The following is a 15,164-nucleotide window of genomic DNA, read 5'->3' on the forward strand; positions in this document are numbered from 1 at the left end:
CTCGGTCAATGGTCTGGTTCGTTATCCATTGCTCACCGTAGTTGATCCCTGGGCGGATTGTCTGCGATGCCCGGCTGAGAAGATGCTGTGAATCCCGCCGCACCGGGAGGAGATCCGCGCATCCGGGACGTTGTACGGATCAAGAGAGGTGAGAAGGAATGACACAGGCATTCACGCAGCAGACCACGTTCACCGAGCCCCAGGGGCGGGCTCAGCTCCCGACGATGCCCAGCGGGTGGCCGATCGGCTCCTACGAGTCGTACTCCGAAGCGCAGCGTGCCGTCGACCACCTCGCGGGAACGGACTTCCCGATCACGGACGTGACCATCGTCGGGGTCGAGCCGATCCTGGTGGAGCGCATCGCCGGACGCATGGGCTGGAGCAAGGTGCTGACCAGCTCCGCGCTGTCCGGCGCGATGTTCGGTGTGTTCCTCGGGCTCGTGCTGAGCCTGCTGAACCCCGGCGCCGGGCTGGTGCCGATCATCGTCGGCCTGGTCGGCGGTATCGGGTTCAACCTGCTGTTCGGCGCGCTGGGGTACGCGTCGTCGAAGAACAAGCGAGGGTTCATCTCGCAGAGCCAGCTGGTCGCCCGGCGTTACGACGTCCTGGCCCAGCCGCGCAACGCCGAGAAGGGCCGCGCCCTGCTGGCCGACCTGGCCGCCAGGAGCGCGTTCAACCACTGAGCCTCACCCCATGCGAGCCGGCACCTCTTCGCGAGGTGCCGGCTCGCGGCTTTCACGGGGTCAGCCGGTGGAGGTCGCGAGGGAAGAGCGTCGCCTGACGGACGTTGGCCAGCCCGAGCAGCCGGGCCGTCCAGCGTTCGAGCCCGAGCGCGAACCCGCCGTGCGGCGGCATCCCGTGTGCGAAGACCGCCAGGTAGTCCCGATACGGCTCAGCGGATTCCCCGCGCGCGGTCAGCGCGGCGAGGTAGTCGGCGTGCCGGTGCAGCCGCTGCCCGCCGGTCACCAGTTCCAGCCCGCGGAAGAGCAGGTCGAAACTGTGGGAGTACCCGGGCCGCGCCGGGTCCGGATGCGTGTAGAACGGCCTCTTCGCCATCGGATACCCGGTGACGAACAGGAATTCCGACCCGTGTTCGCGCCGCGCCCACTCCGAAAGCAGCCGCTCGTGCGCGGGCGCGAGGTCAGGCTCACCACGCGGGTCTTCACCCGACAGCCGCGCGACCAGTTCCTGGGCCTCCGCGAAATGGATCTCCGGAATCTCCTCGGGCACCTCGACGCCCGCCTCCGGAACCGCGGCGGCCATTCCCGCGATCGCCTCCCGCAGCACCGCCATCACGTCGCGATGGTCGCCGACGAAGCCGAGTTCGGCGTCGAGGCTCGTGTACTGCGCGAGATGCCGCGCCGTGTCGTGCGGTTCCGCGCGGAAGACCGGGCCGACCTCGTAGACCCGCTCGAAAACCCCGACCAGCGCCTGTTTGTAGAACTGCGGAGACTGCGCGAGAAAGGCCCGCTGACCGAAATAGTCGATGCCGAAGACGTTCGCGCCGGACTCCGTGGCCGACGAGACGATCTTGGGCGTGTGGATTTCGGTGAACCCGAGCCCGTCCAACGCCGACCGGAACCCGGCGACACTCGCCGCCGCGATCGCGAAGACCTCTTTCAGCCGCGGATGCCGCAGCGCGACGGCGGCGTTGTCCAGCACCGTGGGCAACGCGGCGGCCACCGACGGACGGTAGAGCTCGAACGGCGGTGGCTGGGCGGGTTCGGAAAGCAGGCCGACGGACGGTTCGGTCAGTTCCAGCCCGCCCGGCGCCTGTGGGTTCGCGGTGACGAGACCCTCGACTTCGACGACGGTCTCCTCCGGCGGGCCACCGGGTTCGGCCAGAATCACCTGGGCGAGCCCGGAGCGGTCCCGGATCACCAGGAAGGTAACGGTTTTCAGGCGGCGCCGGCGGTGCACCCAGCCGGCGATACGGACACGGCCGCCGACGTGCCGGGGCAGGTCGGCGGCGAGGACACGCGAGATCATCACAACTCCAGTACGGATGTGCGCGACCCCTTGGGAGTGCGGGCGAGAAGGGAACTCGCGGTACCACCGCACTTTCGCCGCCGCCGAAACGGCGGCCTCGAAGGCCCGTGACGAGGGCCGGACGGCGGGGCATGGGGCGCGGGCGCCGTTCCTCCCCGCACTCGGGAGGGTCTTCACCGAAAGACGCGAGGCCGCTTTCCCAGCTACCGGCGGCTCTCTGGCTCGCGTGCCCTCTCGGCTACTCGTCTCCGTCAGCGCGTTGCCCCGGAGGTTACGTCCCCTTCGGTACTTGCCGCATCCGCATTTCGTCCTCTGAATGCGGTCGTCGGCAACGCGAACCACCGCATTCAGAGGACGAAACGCGGGTGGAGGCGGCCCCCGGCGTCCGCCTCCACCCGGGCCACCTAGCGCGTCGGCTGGGTGGAGTTCGACGGCGGCGCGGGGGAAGAAGGCGGCGCCTGCGCGGTCGTGGAAGGCGGCACCGGCGCTCCCTTCGGGATCGCGGCGCTGAACGGCACCTCGGTCCTCTCCTGGCAATAAGCGCGGGAACCGTTGTAGCCGTTGAGGTTCCCGTCGTAGTCCTGGACCCCCCGTTCGAGCCGCGGCCGCGGATAGCGGTTGTCGTCGCCGACCTTCCGCTTCTCGCCCGTGCTCCGCTCGCAGGCGTACCGGGTCGTGTTGAGCGGACGGCCCTCCTCGTCGTAGAGGTAGATCTCGGTCAGCGGCTTGCCCTCCGCGTCGAACGCGTAGATATTCTCGACGTCCTGGCTGCCGTACATCAACTGCGGGTTGCCGTAGTTGTCGTTGTAGCCGCCGTTGTAGCTCGACGGGTAGGAACCACCGCCGTAGGACCGTTTCGCGATCAGATCGACCGCCGCGCCCGCCCCGCCGAGCATGCTGCCGATGACGAACGCCGAGATCGGCACGGCCAGCCACAGCAGCCGCCGGTCGGTCTTCAGCTTCGGCCCCGCCCAGACCACCGCGACGGCGGCCAGCAGCATCAGCGGCAGCAACAGCACGGCCTCGGTGTCGCGCAGCACGAGCAGCAGGCCGAAGATCACCAGCACCGCCGCGCACAGCACCCACCACGCCGGCTTCAGCGTGCGGAAGTAGTTGACTCCCTTGCTGTTCCGGTTGTTCTGGAACGAGGTCGCGATCTCCCGGAGCTTGACCACCTCGGGCAGTTCCGCGATCGGCGCGACGCCCTTCCGCACCACATAGGCGACGCTGATCGCGAGCACGGGAGCGACGAAAAGCAGGCCCAGCAACGGTTCCACCCGCACCCACACCGCGGCCGCGAAGCCGAACAGCGCGAAGCCGCCGACGGAGAACACCAAGCCCCAGAACGCGAACCGCGCTCCGCCGATCCCGGTCTTCACCTTCAGCACGGTGGTCTTGTCGCCCGCGTCGGGCGGACGCGGCGGATAGCCGCCGGACGCCCGCAATTCGGCGGCATAGCCTTCCGGACTCCCCAGACGTTCGATCAAGGCGTCGACCTTGGGGTTCTCCCCCAGTTCCGCCTCCATCTCGGCGAGGTGCGGCCGGACGTCTTCGAGGATCTCCTCGACTTCGCTCTCGGGCAGGTCGGCGAGCGCGCTCCTGACCCTCGCCAGATACACCCGCACGGCGGTCGGATTCTGCGTGCTCATGCTGCCTCTCCCAACAGGCTGTTCATTGTCGTGGCGAAAGTCCGCCAGGTCTGCCCCGACTCTTCGAGGCGCTGACGACCCGGCTCGTTGAGGCTGTAGTACTTGCGGTGCGGGCCTTCCTCGCTCGGCACCACATAGGACGTCAGCAGGCCTGCCTTGTACAGCCGCCGAAGCGTCCCGTACACCGAAGCGTCGCCCACCTCCTGCAACCCCGCGACGCGGAGTCTTCGGAGTACGTCATAGCCGTAGCCGTCCTCTCCGCGAAGCACCGCGAGAACGGCGAGGTCCAGCACGCCTTTAAGTAGCTGACTGATCTCCACAGTCGCGTCCCTCCCAGTCTTACGCAAGAGAAGGTACCACGCATTGCACAGTAGTGCGCACGGCGGAAGCCACTTGCGGACGACGGGTGGTTCATGGGTTACTTAGTCCAGTAATGAACCATCGCACCCCGAGAGGGTGCTCGAAGACTGGGGACGGAGGTGTCGTGCTCGACGAAGGAACACCCCTGTTCGTGCAGATCGCCGAACAGATCGCCGACGACATCGCCGAGGGAAGCCTGGCCGAGGGGGAACGCGTGCCGTCAACCAACGAACTCGCCGCCTTCTACCGGATCAATCCGGCGACGGCGGCCAAGGGGATCAACGTGCTCGCCGACGACGGCCTGCTCGAAAAACGGCGGGGTATCGGCATGTTCGTGGCCGCCGGCGCGCGGCAGAAGCTGCTCACCGACCGGCGGCAGCGGTTCGCCGAGCAGTACCTCGACCCGATGCTCATCGAAGCGAAGCGCCTCGGCATCGACGACGAAACCCTGATCTCGCTCATCCGCGGGAACGGACACCGGAACGGAGGACCCGCCGCATGACGCCGACCATTTCGACCACCGGCCTGACCCGGCGCTACGGCGACCACCTGGCGCTCGGCGATGTCTCGGTCGACATCGAAGAAGGCAAGATCACCGGCCTGCTCGGCCGCAACGGCGCGGGCAAGAGCACCTTCCTGCGCATCGTCACCGCACAGGAGTTCGCCAGCACCGGCTCGGTCCGCGTGTTCGGCGAGAACCCGGTCGAGAACGAGCGGGTGCTGCGGCGCCTCGTGCTCGTCCGCGAAGACCAGCAGTTCCCGGATTTCAAGGTGCGGCACGCTCTTACGGCGGCATCGTGGTTCTACCCGAACTGGGACGCCGAACTGGCCGAAAGCCTGCTCCGCGATTTCGATCTGCCGACGAAACGCCCGATCAAGAAGCTCTCGCGAGGGATGCGTTCGGCGTTGTCGATCACGATCGGGCTCGCTGCCCGGGCGGAACTCACGCTGCTCGACGAGCCGTACGCCGGTCTCGACGCCGTGGCGCGCCAGCTGTTCTACGACCGGTTGCTCGACGACTATTCGGCCCATCCCCGCACGATCCTGCTCTCCACGCACCTGATCGACGAGGTCGCCGATCTGCTGGAGCACGTGGTGATGATCGACAAGGGCCGCGTCGTCCTCGACGCGCCCGCCGACGAACTGCGCGGCACGGCCGTCACGGTTTCCGGCCCCGCCCTCGCGGTGGACGACTTCGTCACCGGCCGCCGGGTGCTGCATCGCCGCAAGATCGGGTCGCGCGCTTCGGTCACCGTCGCCGACGCGCTCGCCCCCGCCGACAAGGCGAAGGCGAAGGCCCTGCACCTGAAACTGGAGCCGCTTTCCTTGCAGCAGTTGATGGTGCACACCTCCAACGGACAGACCGCAGAGGAGGCGTCCGCATGAACACCCTGGTCAACGTCGCGCGCTACCACCTGGTGGACCGGCTCCAGTACGTCGTCCTCCCGGTCGGCGTCACGTTCTTCGCCTTCGGGGTGAATCTCGCGATCTTCTCGCTGATTCCCGAAACACCCGAGGAGAACTACTCCGGCGGCCTGTTCACGCTATTCGTGTTCATGTTCGTCTGCGGCGCCTTGAGCATGACGAAATCGCTCCCGTTCGGGCTCGCGCTCGGCGTTTCGAGGCGGTCCTACTACCTCGGCACGATCCTGCTGGTCGCCGGGCTCTCCGCGCTGTACGCGGTGGGGATCACCGTGTTCCAGGTGATCGAAGACGGGACCGGGGGCTGGGGGCTCGGTCTCAACTATTTCCGCGTTCCCTGGTTGCTCAACGGTCCCTGGTACCTGACCCTGCTCACCTCGTTCGTGTTCCTGTTGCTGATGTTCGTCTACGGCATGTGGTACGGCCTGATCTACCGGCGCGCCGCGGTGGTGGGTGTCGTCCTGTTCGGCGCGGCCCAGGTCCTGGTGCTGCTGGGAGCGGTGCTGGTGCTCAGCTGGACCGATTCCTGGCCGAAGCTCGGGGAGTTCTTCAGCACGCTGACCGTCGGCGGGATGACCGGGGTGCTCGCGTTGCTGGTCTGCCTCGCCGGTGCGGGCGGATTCGCCACGATGCGCCGCGTCACCGTCTGAAAGTCCTTCCACACCAAGGAGTTCCGTGATGGCCGTGGCTCATGTGGTGTTGTCGGTGCTGCTGATCGCGATCTTCGCCGTACTGGGGGTGGCGAAGGTCCTGCGTCAGCCGGCGTTGGTCTCCCGGACCGAGAGGCTCGGCTTCTCGGTCCGGGGGATCCAGGGGATCGGCGCGCTGGAGATCGCCGGAGCGGCGGGCCTGGCGGCTGGATTCTTCTGGCCGCCGGTGGGGGTCGCCGCGGCGATCGGGTTGATGGCGTTGCTGATCGGGGCGGCGATCTCCCACGCCCGGGCAGGCGACGGGGTCAAGGACATCGCCCCGCCGGTCTGGCTCGCGCTGGTCTCGGCGGCGGCCGCCGTCACCGCGGTCGTCTAGCCGCAACTCACGTGATTGGAGGCGGAACTCGCGTGATCGAGGGCGTAACTCGGGTATGACGCCTTCAATCACGCGAGTTACGGCTTAAATCACGCGAGTTACGGATTCACGGGCCAGGTCCCGAACCCGCCCGACCACGGCGGACCGTCGCCAGGCGCGGGTGACCTCCACCAGCCACGCCGCTTCGGTGGCGATGTCGGGCTCGTCGAGATAGGTCGCCGGAACGTCGTCGGGGGCGTACCGGCGGCCCGCCTCGGAGGCGGCGAGCGCGGCGGCCAAGGTCGCGGCCTCGACCGTCGCGGCCACACGGGTTTCGGGGACCTTCGCCTTGCGTGCTTCGGCTTCCGCGACGGGCGGGAGGTCCGGATCGAAGTAGGGCCGCAGCGCGAGATGGCCGTCCCGGATCTCGATCACCCTGCGGTACAAGGCGAATTCGACACCGCCCGGCATACCGGGGCCCGGGTCCAGCGCGATTCCCGGGACGGCTTCGCGCAGTGCGGCCCACAACGGTTCGATCCGCCGGTACGTCCGGTACATGCCGATCAACCGGAACGGGGCGGCCAGCGCGGGCCCCCACACGCTGAGCGTCGCGCCCGCCCCGGCGAGGCCGACGCTCAGCGCCGCCAGGATCGCCGAGAGCGTGTCCTCCCCGGCGTCGACCGCGCCGGTGGTGGCGAGGATGTAGATGTCGTCGACGTCCCAGAAAGTCCAGCCCAGCGCGGAAACCCCGCCGCCGACGAGCAGCCACAGCCCCGTGCGAAGCGGGCCGGGATCGGCATGCAGCGCGAAGCGGGCGAAGACGATCGAGAACGTCAGCAGGCTGATCAGACCGTAGACGAGGAAAAGAACGTTGTACGCGACGAACCAGCCGAGCCCGCCCGGTCCGGCGGCGGTGTGCTCGCCGACGCGGTAGCTGCCGGAGAGGAAGAAGAGCGCGATCTCGGCGGCCACCACGGTCCAGGACAGCACCGCGTGCCAGCCGATCCGCTTGCCCTCCCCCAGTTTCAGCGAATGCGCGAACGCGACCGCGAAGGCCATCGCGCCGATCTTGAGCAGATCGGCCGCGAGGTTCAGGAGACTGCCGACGGGTTCTTCGACGCCGACGGCGTTCTCCATGGCCGGGGTGAGCAGCATGATGCCGCCCGCGATGCACATCCCGAAGGCGCTGAGGAACCACATCCGCCGCCGGGGCTGGGTGTGCCTGGCCTGGATCAGCTTGTAGCCGAAACCCGCGAACGCCACCACGCAACAGAAGTACGCGATGGTCTCGATCACGGCAGACGCCGTTTCCGGCTGCCGAAGAGGTCGTCGACCCTCGCCAATCCGCCGGCGAGATCACTTCCGCCCTCGTGGTGCCGGGCCGTCCCGCGCACCGACGTCCGCGCGACGCGTTGCGCGAGGAGGCTGGCGAGCAGTTCGGCCTCCTGCTCTTCGACGGCGCTGTAACTCGTGCGGCCGAGCACACGGCGGATGAGTTCGGGTGCGAGATTCGGCATGAGGGCCTTGCCGGCGGCCGCGTCGAGCGCGACCCCGTCGGCTCCCGCGGCCGCACCGACGTGACCACACAGGAGGTGGCCGACCTCGTGCAGCAGGATATGCCGCCGGTGCAGGGCGGTGGTGTTGGTCGGATAGAGGATGTAGTCCGCGCGCTCGGTGCTCATCAGCAGCCCGCAGGGGCCGCTGGAGGGGACGCTGACCTGCATCAATTCGATCGGGCGGCCGCGCTCTGCCGCCAGCTCCGCGACGAAGGACTCCGCGTCGAAGGGTTCGGGAAGCGCCACGCCGTCGGCGAGATTCCGGCAGCGGCGCCACAACTCCTTACGGCGGCGATCCACTCACGACTCCTTCTTCTGGCCGCCCCGTCCGGATTCCCTGCGGGCGATCGCGTCGATCATGTCGCTGATGGTGTCGAGTCCGTCGGGGGAAAGCGTTACGGCCCGGAGCGCGACGTCGCGGACGCCCGCGTCGCGAAGGGCGCCGAGGAGCGCGAGTTCCTCGGCGATCTTGGCGCTCTGCTCGTCGTCGAAGAAGTACGCGGGCGAGACGCCGAAGAACTGGGCGAGCGCCTCGAGGTGGCGTTTCGTCGGGTTGTCGCGGCGGCCGGTGCGCAGCTGCCACAGGTACGTCGTCGAAAAGCTCTCGCCGGTGGCCTCACGGCACGCCTTGGCCACCTCTTCGTGGCTGTACGGCTCGCGATCGGGTCTCAGCACGATCTGGAACAGCTTGTCGATCTTCTCGGCGAGCGTCGTCTTACCGGGCTCGGTCGCGGCCACCATCCCACTCCCTACCTCTCGTGCCCGTTCATGCTAGTTGACGCGGGCCCCGCGCCGTACACGACAGTTTTCACCTCGTGCGCGGCTTCGGCTGGCAACGCGGGCAGGAGAACGACGAACGGTTCATGAAGGGGTCGCGCCGGATGGCCGTCCCGCACCGGCCGCAGGGCAGTCCTTCCTGGCCGTAGGCGTCGAGCGAGCGGTCGAAGTATCCGGATTCGCCGTTGATGTTGACGTAAAGCGCGTCGAACGAGGTCCCGCCGACGACCAGCGCCTCCGCCATCACCTCGCTGGCGTGGGTGAGCACGGTGCGGCCGTGGGCCGTGGTGAGCCTGTCGGTCGGGCGGGCCCAGTGGAGCTTGGACCGCCAGAGCGCCTCGTCTGCGTAGATGTTGCCGATCCCGGAGACGAGCGTCTGGTCTAGCAGCGCGCGTTTGAGCTCGGTCCGCCTCGACCGCAGCGCGCGGACGGCCTGGTCGAGGTCGAAGCGCGGGTCCATCGGGTCGCGGGCGATATGCGCGATGGTGCCCGGCAACGCCGTCCCGTCGACCTCGGTGAGCTCCGCGAGCGCGAGCCCGCCGAAGGTCCTCTGATCGACGAAGCGCAGCTCCGGCCCTTTGTCAGCAAAGCGGAACCGCACGCGAAGGTGCTTCTCGTCGGGGGCGTCCCCAGGCTGGACGAGCATCTGGCCGCTCATGCCGAGATGCGCGAGCATGGCCTGACCGTCGGAGAGCTCCAGCCACAGGTACTTGCCGCGGCGCCGGGCGGCCGCGATCTTCACGCCGGAGAGCCGTCCGCTGAAATCCTCAGCGCCGAGTTCGTGACGGCGGATCGCGCGGGCGTGGAGGACTTCGACCTCGGTGATCGTCCGGCCCGAGACATGCGCCTCGAGCCCGGCACGGACCACCTCGACCTCGGGGAGTTCGGGCATGCCGTCGATTCTCCCACCGGGCGCCTCGTGAGTGGCGAGGACGGTTCCGAGGTGGTGGCTGAAGGGGACTTTCCCCGCATCTCATGCGACGAAAGCGTCCTTCACCGCGTCGGATGCGGTGAAGGACGCTTTCAGCCCATCGCCGGGGGTCAGGGAGCGAGCGGCCCGACATCCGCCTTCGTCAAGGCTTTCCGCGCCCCTCCCGGCAGCAGTTCGTCGGCTCCGACGTCGTACTTCCCGGACCGCGTCTGCAAGTCGAAATCGGTGCCGGCGTACGGGTAGGAGCCGACACCGGCGTCGACCGCCGGGCTCCCCGGGGACAGCCGGTAGAACCTGTCCTGCACCAGCTTGGGGTCGACGGCCTGATAGCCGCCCGAAGGCATTCCCGCGGGCCCGCCCCAGGCGATGTTCCCCTCGTACTTCACGTCCGAACCGCCCGGCATGCTCACGAGTTTCCCGGTCCCCTGCAGGATGTTGTTCGCGAGCACGCAGTCCTTGGGCTTGAAGTCGCCGCCGTCGCCGTGGATGCCGTCGGTGGTCCCGACGACGGTGTTGTACGCGACCACGACCCGGTCGGGGCGGTCGTGGAGTTTGCTGTCCGGCCCGCTGTCCGCCTCGTTGCCCGAGCCGAAGACGATCCCGCGGTTCGCCGTGGTGTGCACGTAGTTGTTGACGATCTTGTGGTCGTTGCCGTGGAACCGGATCCCGGACCGGCCGAGCAGGATGTTCCCCTCTACCACGCTGCGGTCCCCGTGGCGCAGCACGATGAAGCCGCGGCTGTCGCGGATCGTGTTGTACCGCACGACGTTGTCCGACGACTTCACGGAGATCGCCTCGGAATCCCCGTCGGCCTTCTCGAACAGGTTGTACTCGACGACGCCGCCCGCCGAATACTTCTGGTGGTGGCTCAGCCCGAACCGGATCGACTCGCCACCGTTCGAACCGGTGAACTTGTGGTTGGAGAAGTAGTTGTGGTGCACCTTGACCCGTTTCGCCATGTCCTTGGCCGGGCCGAGCACCTGCAGGAAGACGCCCTGGGTGGTGCGGTTCTGCATGACGTTGTGGTCGAACTCGGTGTCGTCACCGTTGAGCGTGACCCAGTTGCCGCCGCCGGAGAGCTGGACGTCGAGCCGGGTCAGCCGGTTGTGCGTGCTGCCCACCGGCACGCTCATCGAGCCACCGTGCCGGAGTTTGAACCCGCGCAACACGACATGCGAAGCACCCGAAGAGAACGAGAAACCCGCGGAACCCTTGATCTCGGCCTTGCCGACGTGTTCCGCGGTGATGGTGATCGGCGCGTTCGCCGTTCCCGACCGTTTGATCGCGATGGCCGAGCCCGCCGAATAGCTCCCGTCGGCCAGCCTGATCTCGTCGCCGGGACCGGCTTTGTCGATCGCCGCCTGCAACGCGCTCAACGACGTCACCCGGACGACTTGGGCGGCCGAAGCCGTGGCAGGACCGGTCACGAGCGCCAGAATCGCAGCTGTGACCAGGCAGAAATGACGCATCCGCCGACCTCTCGACAGGCGACCTGAACGGTCGCGTCAGTGGCGGCGGACTGCGATGAGGTTACTGATTCACCGGCTCGTGCGTCAACGAACCGTCCCGGTGAAGGGGACTCAGATCGTCTTCGGCGGCTGCTCGATGTCGAGCTCGGCCGAAAGCTGACGCCAGGCCGTCTCGGCGGCCTTCTGCTCGGCTTCCTTCTTGGTCGTTCCCGAGCCGTAGCCGAGTTCACGCCCGCCGACGAGGACGGTGGCGCTGAACTCCTTGCGGTGATCCGGCCCGGTGTCCTCGACCTTGTACTCGGGCACGCCGAGCCCGGCCGACGCCGTCAGCTCCTGGAGGCTGGTCTTCCAGTCCAGGCCGGCGCCACGCAGCGGCGCCTCGGCGAGCAGGCCGTCGAACAGGTGGTGCACGAGCTTGCGCGCGACGTCGATGCCGTGCTGCTGGTACGCGGCGCCGATGACGGCTTCGAGCCCGTCGGCGAGGATGCTCGCCTTGTCCCGGCCGCCGGTGAGCTCTTCGCCCTTGCCCAGCAACAGGTGCCTGCCCAGCCCGCCCTCGCCGAGGCCGCGCGCGACCCTGGCCAGCGCGTGCATGTTGACCACGCTGGCACGGAGCTTCGCGAGCTGACCTTCGGCCAGTTCGGGATGGGTGTTGTAGAGGTGGTCGGTGACGACCAGGCCCAGGACCGCGTCCCCGAGGAACTCCAGACGCTCGTTCGGCGGCAACCCACCGTTCTCATAGGCATAAGAACGGTGGGTCAACGACAACGTCAGCAGCTCGGGTTCGATCGTGATCCCGAGTGCTTCGAGCAGTGGTGCGGGGTCCGCGGGTGGTCCACCGGCCGACTTGCCCCCCATGTCGTCAGCTGCCGATCAGGCGGGCTCGACGACCTGGCGACCGTTGTGCTGGCCGCAGGCCGGGCACGCGATGTGCTGGAGCTTCGGCTGCTTGCAGGCGCGGTTGGAGCAGGGCACCAGCTGAACCGGAGCCGCCTTCCACTGGCTGCGGCGCGCGCGGGTGTTGGATCGCGACATCTTCCGCTTCGGGACGGCCACGAGTAGATCTCCTTCAGACGGTCTGCCCGCGGTCGCGAGCGAACTTGCTTCTCCGGAACGAGCTGGTGCTCGTCAGGCTTGCTTTCCGGGGCCATCGGCCTGGTCATCGCCCGTTTCGTCCTCGAAACGATCGACCAGCGCGGCCCACCGAGGGTCTATCTTCTCATGCCCGTGACCGGGCTCGAGATCGGCCCACTTGACACCGCATTCGGTGCACAGTCCCCGGCAGTCCTCGGTGCACAGCGGGGCCAGCGGCAACGCCAGCACCACCGCGTCGCGGACCGTCGGCTCGAGATCGATCCGGTCGTCCACCAGGCGGGGGATCTCGTCCTCGTCGGTGGTCTCCTCGGTCGCGGAGCCGGGGTAGGCGAAGAGCTCGGTCAGGTCGACCTCGACGTCCTCGGTGATCGGGTCGAGGCACCGCGAGCAGTGCCCCGTCGCGACGGCGGACGCCGTACCGCTGACGAGCACACCCTCGACGACGGATTCGAGCAGCAGGTCGAGCTCCAGGCTGGAGCCGGCGTCGATGGTGATGACGTCGGGCACTCCGAGCGCGGTCTCGACGGGGATCGAGCGTTGGACGGCCTTGCTCAGGCCGGCGTGACGGCCGAGCTCGCGGGTGTCGAGCACCCACGGGTTCCGGTCGTCCAGCTGCGCAGGCTTGGCCTGCGGCGACTTGTTCTCAGACATCGGTGACCAGGGTACGCAGGTACCGCCACTCACTTTCGGGCGGCCGGAGCTCGGAAGTACGTGAAGGCCCCCTTCACCGCGCTAGACGCAATGAAGGGGCCTTCACGTACTCGAGGTGCCAGGCGATCAGCTCTGGTAGTCGTACAGCGAGGTCCGGCTGTTGCCCGGCAGGTTGACCGGCGACCGCAGGTGGTTGCGCCCGGAGTCGACCGTCCGCAGCGTGGTCGCCAGCAGCTCGGAGAACTCGGCCAGCTTCCCGTCGACGTAGGCGTCGCAGTCGCCGCGCTGCTTGTCGGCCTCGACGTGCGCCTCGTCGACGATGCGCGCCGCCTCGCCGTGCGCGGCCTGGACGACCTCGGTCTGGGCGACGAGCCGGGCCTGCTCGGCGCGGCCGTCCTCGATGGCGCGCTCGTAGGCGTCGCGACCGGCCTGGATCATCCGCTCCGACTCGGCACGCGAGCGGTCGGTGAGGTTCTGGAACTCGGCCTGCCCGGCGGCGACCATGCGCTCCGCCTCGGCGTGCGCGTCGCTCATCATCTGCTCCGCGCGGGCGCGGGCGTCGGCGAGGATGCGCTCGGCCTCGGCCTGCGCGTCGGCGACCGTGCGGTCGGCCTCGGTGTTCGCCGTGGAGATCGTCTCCGCCGCCTCCGTCCGGGCGGTCTGGATCAGCTGGTCACGCTTGTCCAGGACGTCCTGGGCGTCGTCGACCTCGCCCGGCAGGGCGTCACGGATGTCGTCGAGCAGCTCCAGGGTGTCCCCGCGCGGGACGACGCAACTGGAGGTCATTGGCACGCCGCGGGCTTCCTCCACGATGGTGACGAGCTCGTCGAGCGCCTCGAAAACCCGGTACACGGCCACTCCCTACCTACAGCGATCCCCACATTCCCTGAGTTCAGTTTGCCCTCATCACCGCCGTAAGGGGTGAAAGCGCGCGGTACCGGGCGTGTCCCCGCCGGTACCGCGCGCCATGATCACCGGAAGAGGAAGACCGGATCGGTGACGAGCTCGATCAATTGCCCGTCGGTGAGCGCCGGTCCGGCGTCGGGCGAATCCCACGCACCGAGGTCGATCGCGTTGACCGAGCCTCCCCACGAGTGCCAGGCGATCGCGCTGCGGCCGGACACCTTCCCGGTGGAGAAGCCCTGGCCGAGCACGACCGGCTCCCCCACCTGATCCGGGTTCTTGGGCGTGGTCTCGGAGATGACCACCGGTATCCCGGCCGGGGTGACCAGCTCTTCGCACCGCATCGGCTTCCGGTCGGGGCCGATGGCGTCACCCCTGTTGCCCAAGTCGCAGCGGCCTTCCCGGCGATAACCGTCCTTTGTGGTCACCGGGCCGCTGATGGTGAGGTTGAGCAGCCGTTTCACTCCGGCAGCGTCGATGTACCTGACCTCCGATGTCATCAGGTCCGAGTCGTTCACCTGGATGAAATCCCGCACGGAGATGTCCGTCGCGCCGACCAGGATGCCCGGAAGCACGTCCTTGAGGTGCTGGAGATCACGCGCCTTCTGCTCCTCCCGGCTGGACGGAGCGGCGGCCGGCGCTACTTCTTCCGGCTCGTTCCCCGGCGCCACGAACACGACCGCCGCCGCGATCACCGCCAGTGTCGCGATCCCCGTGGCCACGACTCCTCGCCGGTTCCGCGCCTTCTTCGCCGCCTTCCCGGCGACCTCGTCCGGGTCGAAACCGAGCGGGGGCTCGGCCAAGGTGATCCCGCGCAGCCTGTCTTCGAGTTCGTCCATCACACGCTCCTCCCGGAGGCAGCCTCGTCGTGCTGCCTCTGCAGGGCCGCGCGGAGGACGTCGAGTCCTCGCGCGGCCTGGCTCCTGACCGTCCCTTCCGAACAGCGCAGCGCGACGGCCACCTCCGCGACCGGGAGATCGGCGCAGTAGCGCAGCACGACGGCGGCGCGCTGTTTCGGGGGAACTTCGGCGAGGGCGCGAAGCAGCGAATCCGAGATGCCGGCCTCAGCGGGAGCGGCGGGCTCTTCGGGGACGACGCCGTCGCGGTTCTCTCTGCTCCGCCAAGGTCGTCGCCGCTCGTCGAGCCAGCAGCGCATCAGGATCTGCCTCGTGTAGTTGTCGACGGGCCCTTTCCGGCGGACCTTCGGCCAGACCCGGTAAAGGCGGATGAGCGCGGTTTGGACCAGATCCTCCGCGAGATGCCAGTCGCCGCAGAGCAGGTACGCCGTCCGCCTGAGCGGTAGCGCCTTGTCCCTGGCGAACTCCCTGAAGCTCGCATCGTCCCCAGACCGCATCGT

At 68.3% G+C, this 15,164-nt stretch carries 19 protein-coding genes; 5 read left to right on the forward strand and 14 right to left on the reverse strand.

What is annotated here, in order from left to right:
* The first annotated feature begins 158 nt into the window (after nucleotides 1–158).
* Complete coding sequence (locus AORI_RS71365; protein ID WP_016336377.1) at nucleotides 159–683, forward strand: YflT domain-containing protein; 525 nt, start codon at nucleotides 159–161, stop codon at nucleotides 681–683.
* A 52-nt stretch (nucleotides 684–735) separates the two neighbouring features.
* On the opposite strand, the gene aspS is transcribed toward AORI_RS71365, so the two are convergent.
* The 3 genes from aspS to AORI_RS71380 form a co-directional block, all read right to left on the reverse strand.
* Nucleotides 736–1,989, reverse strand: coding sequence for an aspartate--tRNA(Asn) ligase (gene aspS, locus AORI_RS71370; protein ID WP_016336378.1), 1,254 nt, complete (start codon nucleotides 1,987–1,989; stop codon nucleotides 736–738).
* 404 nt (nucleotides 1,990–2,393) lie between these two features.
* Nucleotides 2,394–3,638 (reverse strand): DUF1700 domain-containing protein, encoded by a 1,245-nt coding sequence (locus AORI_RS71375; RefSeq protein WP_016336379.1) that lies wholly within the window; start codon nucleotides 3,636–3,638, stop codon nucleotides 2,394–2,396.
* Nucleotides 3,635–3,958, reverse strand: a complete 324-nt coding sequence (locus tag AORI_RS71380; protein ID WP_005160429.1) for a PadR family transcriptional regulator — start codon at nucleotides 3,956–3,958, stop codon at nucleotides 3,635–3,637. Before AORI_RS71380 ends, AORI_RS71375 begins: the two co-directional genes overlap by 4 nt.
* A gap of 164 nt (nucleotides 3,959–4,122) precedes the next feature.
* Between AORI_RS71380 and AORI_RS71385 the strand changes: the two genes are divergently transcribed.
* The 4 genes from AORI_RS71385 to AORI_RS71400 are packed head-to-tail and all read left to right on the forward strand — an operon-like array spanning nucleotide 4,123 to nucleotide 6,446.
* Nucleotides 4,123–4,500: a GntR family transcriptional regulator gene (locus AORI_RS71385; RefSeq protein WP_016336380.1), complete on the forward strand. Its 378-nt coding sequence runs from the start codon at nucleotides 4,123–4,125 to the stop codon at nucleotides 4,498–4,500.
* Nucleotides 4,497–5,384, forward strand: coding sequence for an ABC transporter ATP-binding protein (locus tag AORI_RS71390; RefSeq protein WP_016336381.1), 888 nt, complete (start codon nucleotides 4,497–4,499; stop codon nucleotides 5,382–5,384). The genes AORI_RS71385 and AORI_RS71390 overlap by 4 nt, the downstream gene beginning before the upstream one ends.
* Nucleotides 5,381–6,070, forward strand: a complete 690-nt coding sequence (locus tag AORI_RS71395; protein ID WP_016336382.1) for a hypothetical protein — start codon at nucleotides 5,381–5,383, stop codon at nucleotides 6,068–6,070. Before AORI_RS71390 ends, AORI_RS71395 begins: the two co-directional genes overlap by 4 nt.
* A gap of 28 nt (nucleotides 6,071–6,098) precedes the next feature.
* Nucleotides 6,099–6,446 (forward strand): DoxX family protein, encoded by a 348-nt coding sequence (locus AORI_RS71400; RefSeq protein ID WP_043848309.1) that lies wholly within the window; start codon nucleotides 6,099–6,101, stop codon nucleotides 6,444–6,446.
* A gap of 84 nt (nucleotides 6,447–6,530) precedes the next feature.
* Here the strand turns inward: AORI_RS71400 and AORI_RS71405 are convergent, their stop codons facing one another.
* The 11 genes from AORI_RS71405 to AORI_RS71455 all read right to left on the reverse strand — a co-directional run bounded on the left by AORI_RS71405 (nucleotide 6,531) and on the right by AORI_RS71455 (nucleotide 15,161).
* Nucleotides 6,531–7,721, reverse strand: a complete 1,191-nt coding sequence (locus AORI_RS71405) for an MAB_1171c family putative transporter (RefSeq protein ID WP_016336384.1) — start codon at nucleotides 7,719–7,721, stop codon at nucleotides 6,531–6,533.
* Nucleotides 7,718–8,281 (reverse strand): hypothetical protein, encoded by a 564-nt coding sequence (locus AORI_RS71410; RefSeq protein ID WP_016336385.1) that lies wholly within the window; start codon nucleotides 8,279–8,281, stop codon nucleotides 7,718–7,720. Before AORI_RS71410 ends, AORI_RS71405 begins: the two co-directional genes overlap by 4 nt.
* Nucleotides 8,282–8,722 carry a helix-turn-helix domain-containing protein gene (locus AORI_RS71415; RefSeq protein WP_016336386.1) on the reverse strand — a complete coding sequence of 147 codons (441 nt, stop codon included), beginning with the start codon at nucleotides 8,720–8,722 and terminating at the stop codon, nucleotides 8,282–8,284.
* A gap of 67 nt (nucleotides 8,723–8,789) precedes the next feature.
* The gene (gene mutM / locus AORI_RS71420) at nucleotides 8,790–9,650 is read right to left on the reverse strand and encodes a bifunctional DNA-formamidopyrimidine glycosylase/DNA-(apurinic or apyrimidinic site) lyase (RefSeq protein WP_016336387.1); all 861 of its coding nucleotides are present in this window, start codon (nucleotides 9,648–9,650) and stop codon (nucleotides 8,790–8,792) included.
* 149 nt (nucleotides 9,651–9,799) lie between these two features.
* Nucleotides 9,800–11,158 carry a polysaccharide lyase 6 family protein gene (locus AORI_RS71425; RefSeq protein ID WP_016336388.1) on the reverse strand — a complete coding sequence of 453 codons (1,359 nt, stop codon included), beginning with the start codon at nucleotides 11,156–11,158 and terminating at the stop codon, nucleotides 9,800–9,802.
* A gap of 111 nt (nucleotides 11,159–11,269) precedes the next feature.
* On the reverse strand, nucleotides 11,270–12,016 hold the full coding sequence (gene rnc / locus AORI_RS71430; RefSeq protein ID WP_016336389.1) for a ribonuclease III: 747 nt from the start codon (nucleotides 12,014–12,016) through the stop codon (nucleotides 11,270–11,272).
* Between the two features lie 15 nt (nucleotides 12,017–12,031).
* Nucleotides 12,032–12,214 carry a 50S ribosomal protein L32 gene (gene rpmF, locus AORI_RS71435; protein ID WP_005160412.1) on the reverse strand — a complete coding sequence of 61 codons (183 nt, stop codon included), beginning with the start codon at nucleotides 12,212–12,214 and terminating at the stop codon, nucleotides 12,032–12,034.
* A 72-nt stretch (nucleotides 12,215–12,286) separates the two neighbouring features.
* Nucleotides 12,287–12,904: a YceD family protein gene (locus AORI_RS71440; RefSeq protein WP_016336390.1), complete on the reverse strand. Its 618-nt coding sequence runs from the start codon at nucleotides 12,902–12,904 to the stop codon at nucleotides 12,287–12,289.
* A 126-nt stretch (nucleotides 12,905–13,030) separates the two neighbouring features.
* Nucleotides 13,031–13,756 (reverse strand): DivIVA domain-containing protein, encoded by a 726-nt coding sequence (locus AORI_RS71445; RefSeq protein WP_043849099.1) that lies wholly within the window; start codon nucleotides 13,754–13,756, stop codon nucleotides 13,031–13,033.
* Nucleotides 13,757–13,875: 119 nt separating this feature from the next.
* On the reverse strand, nucleotides 13,876–14,646 hold the full coding sequence (locus AORI_RS71450) for a hypothetical protein (RefSeq protein ID WP_016336392.1): 771 nt from the start codon (nucleotides 14,644–14,646) through the stop codon (nucleotides 13,876–13,878).
* Nucleotides 14,646–15,161, reverse strand: a complete 516-nt coding sequence (locus AORI_RS71455) for an RNA polymerase sigma factor (RefSeq protein ID WP_016336393.1) — start codon at nucleotides 15,159–15,161, stop codon at nucleotides 14,646–14,648. The genes AORI_RS71450 and AORI_RS71455 overlap by 1 nt, the downstream gene beginning before the upstream one ends.
* Between the last annotated feature and the right edge of the window lie 3 nt (nucleotides 15,162–15,164).

This window comes from Amycolatopsis keratiniphila (genome assembly GCF_000400635.2).
Classification (GTDB): domain Bacteria; phylum Actinomycetota; class Actinomycetes; order Mycobacteriales; family Pseudonocardiaceae; genus Amycolatopsis; species Amycolatopsis keratiniphila.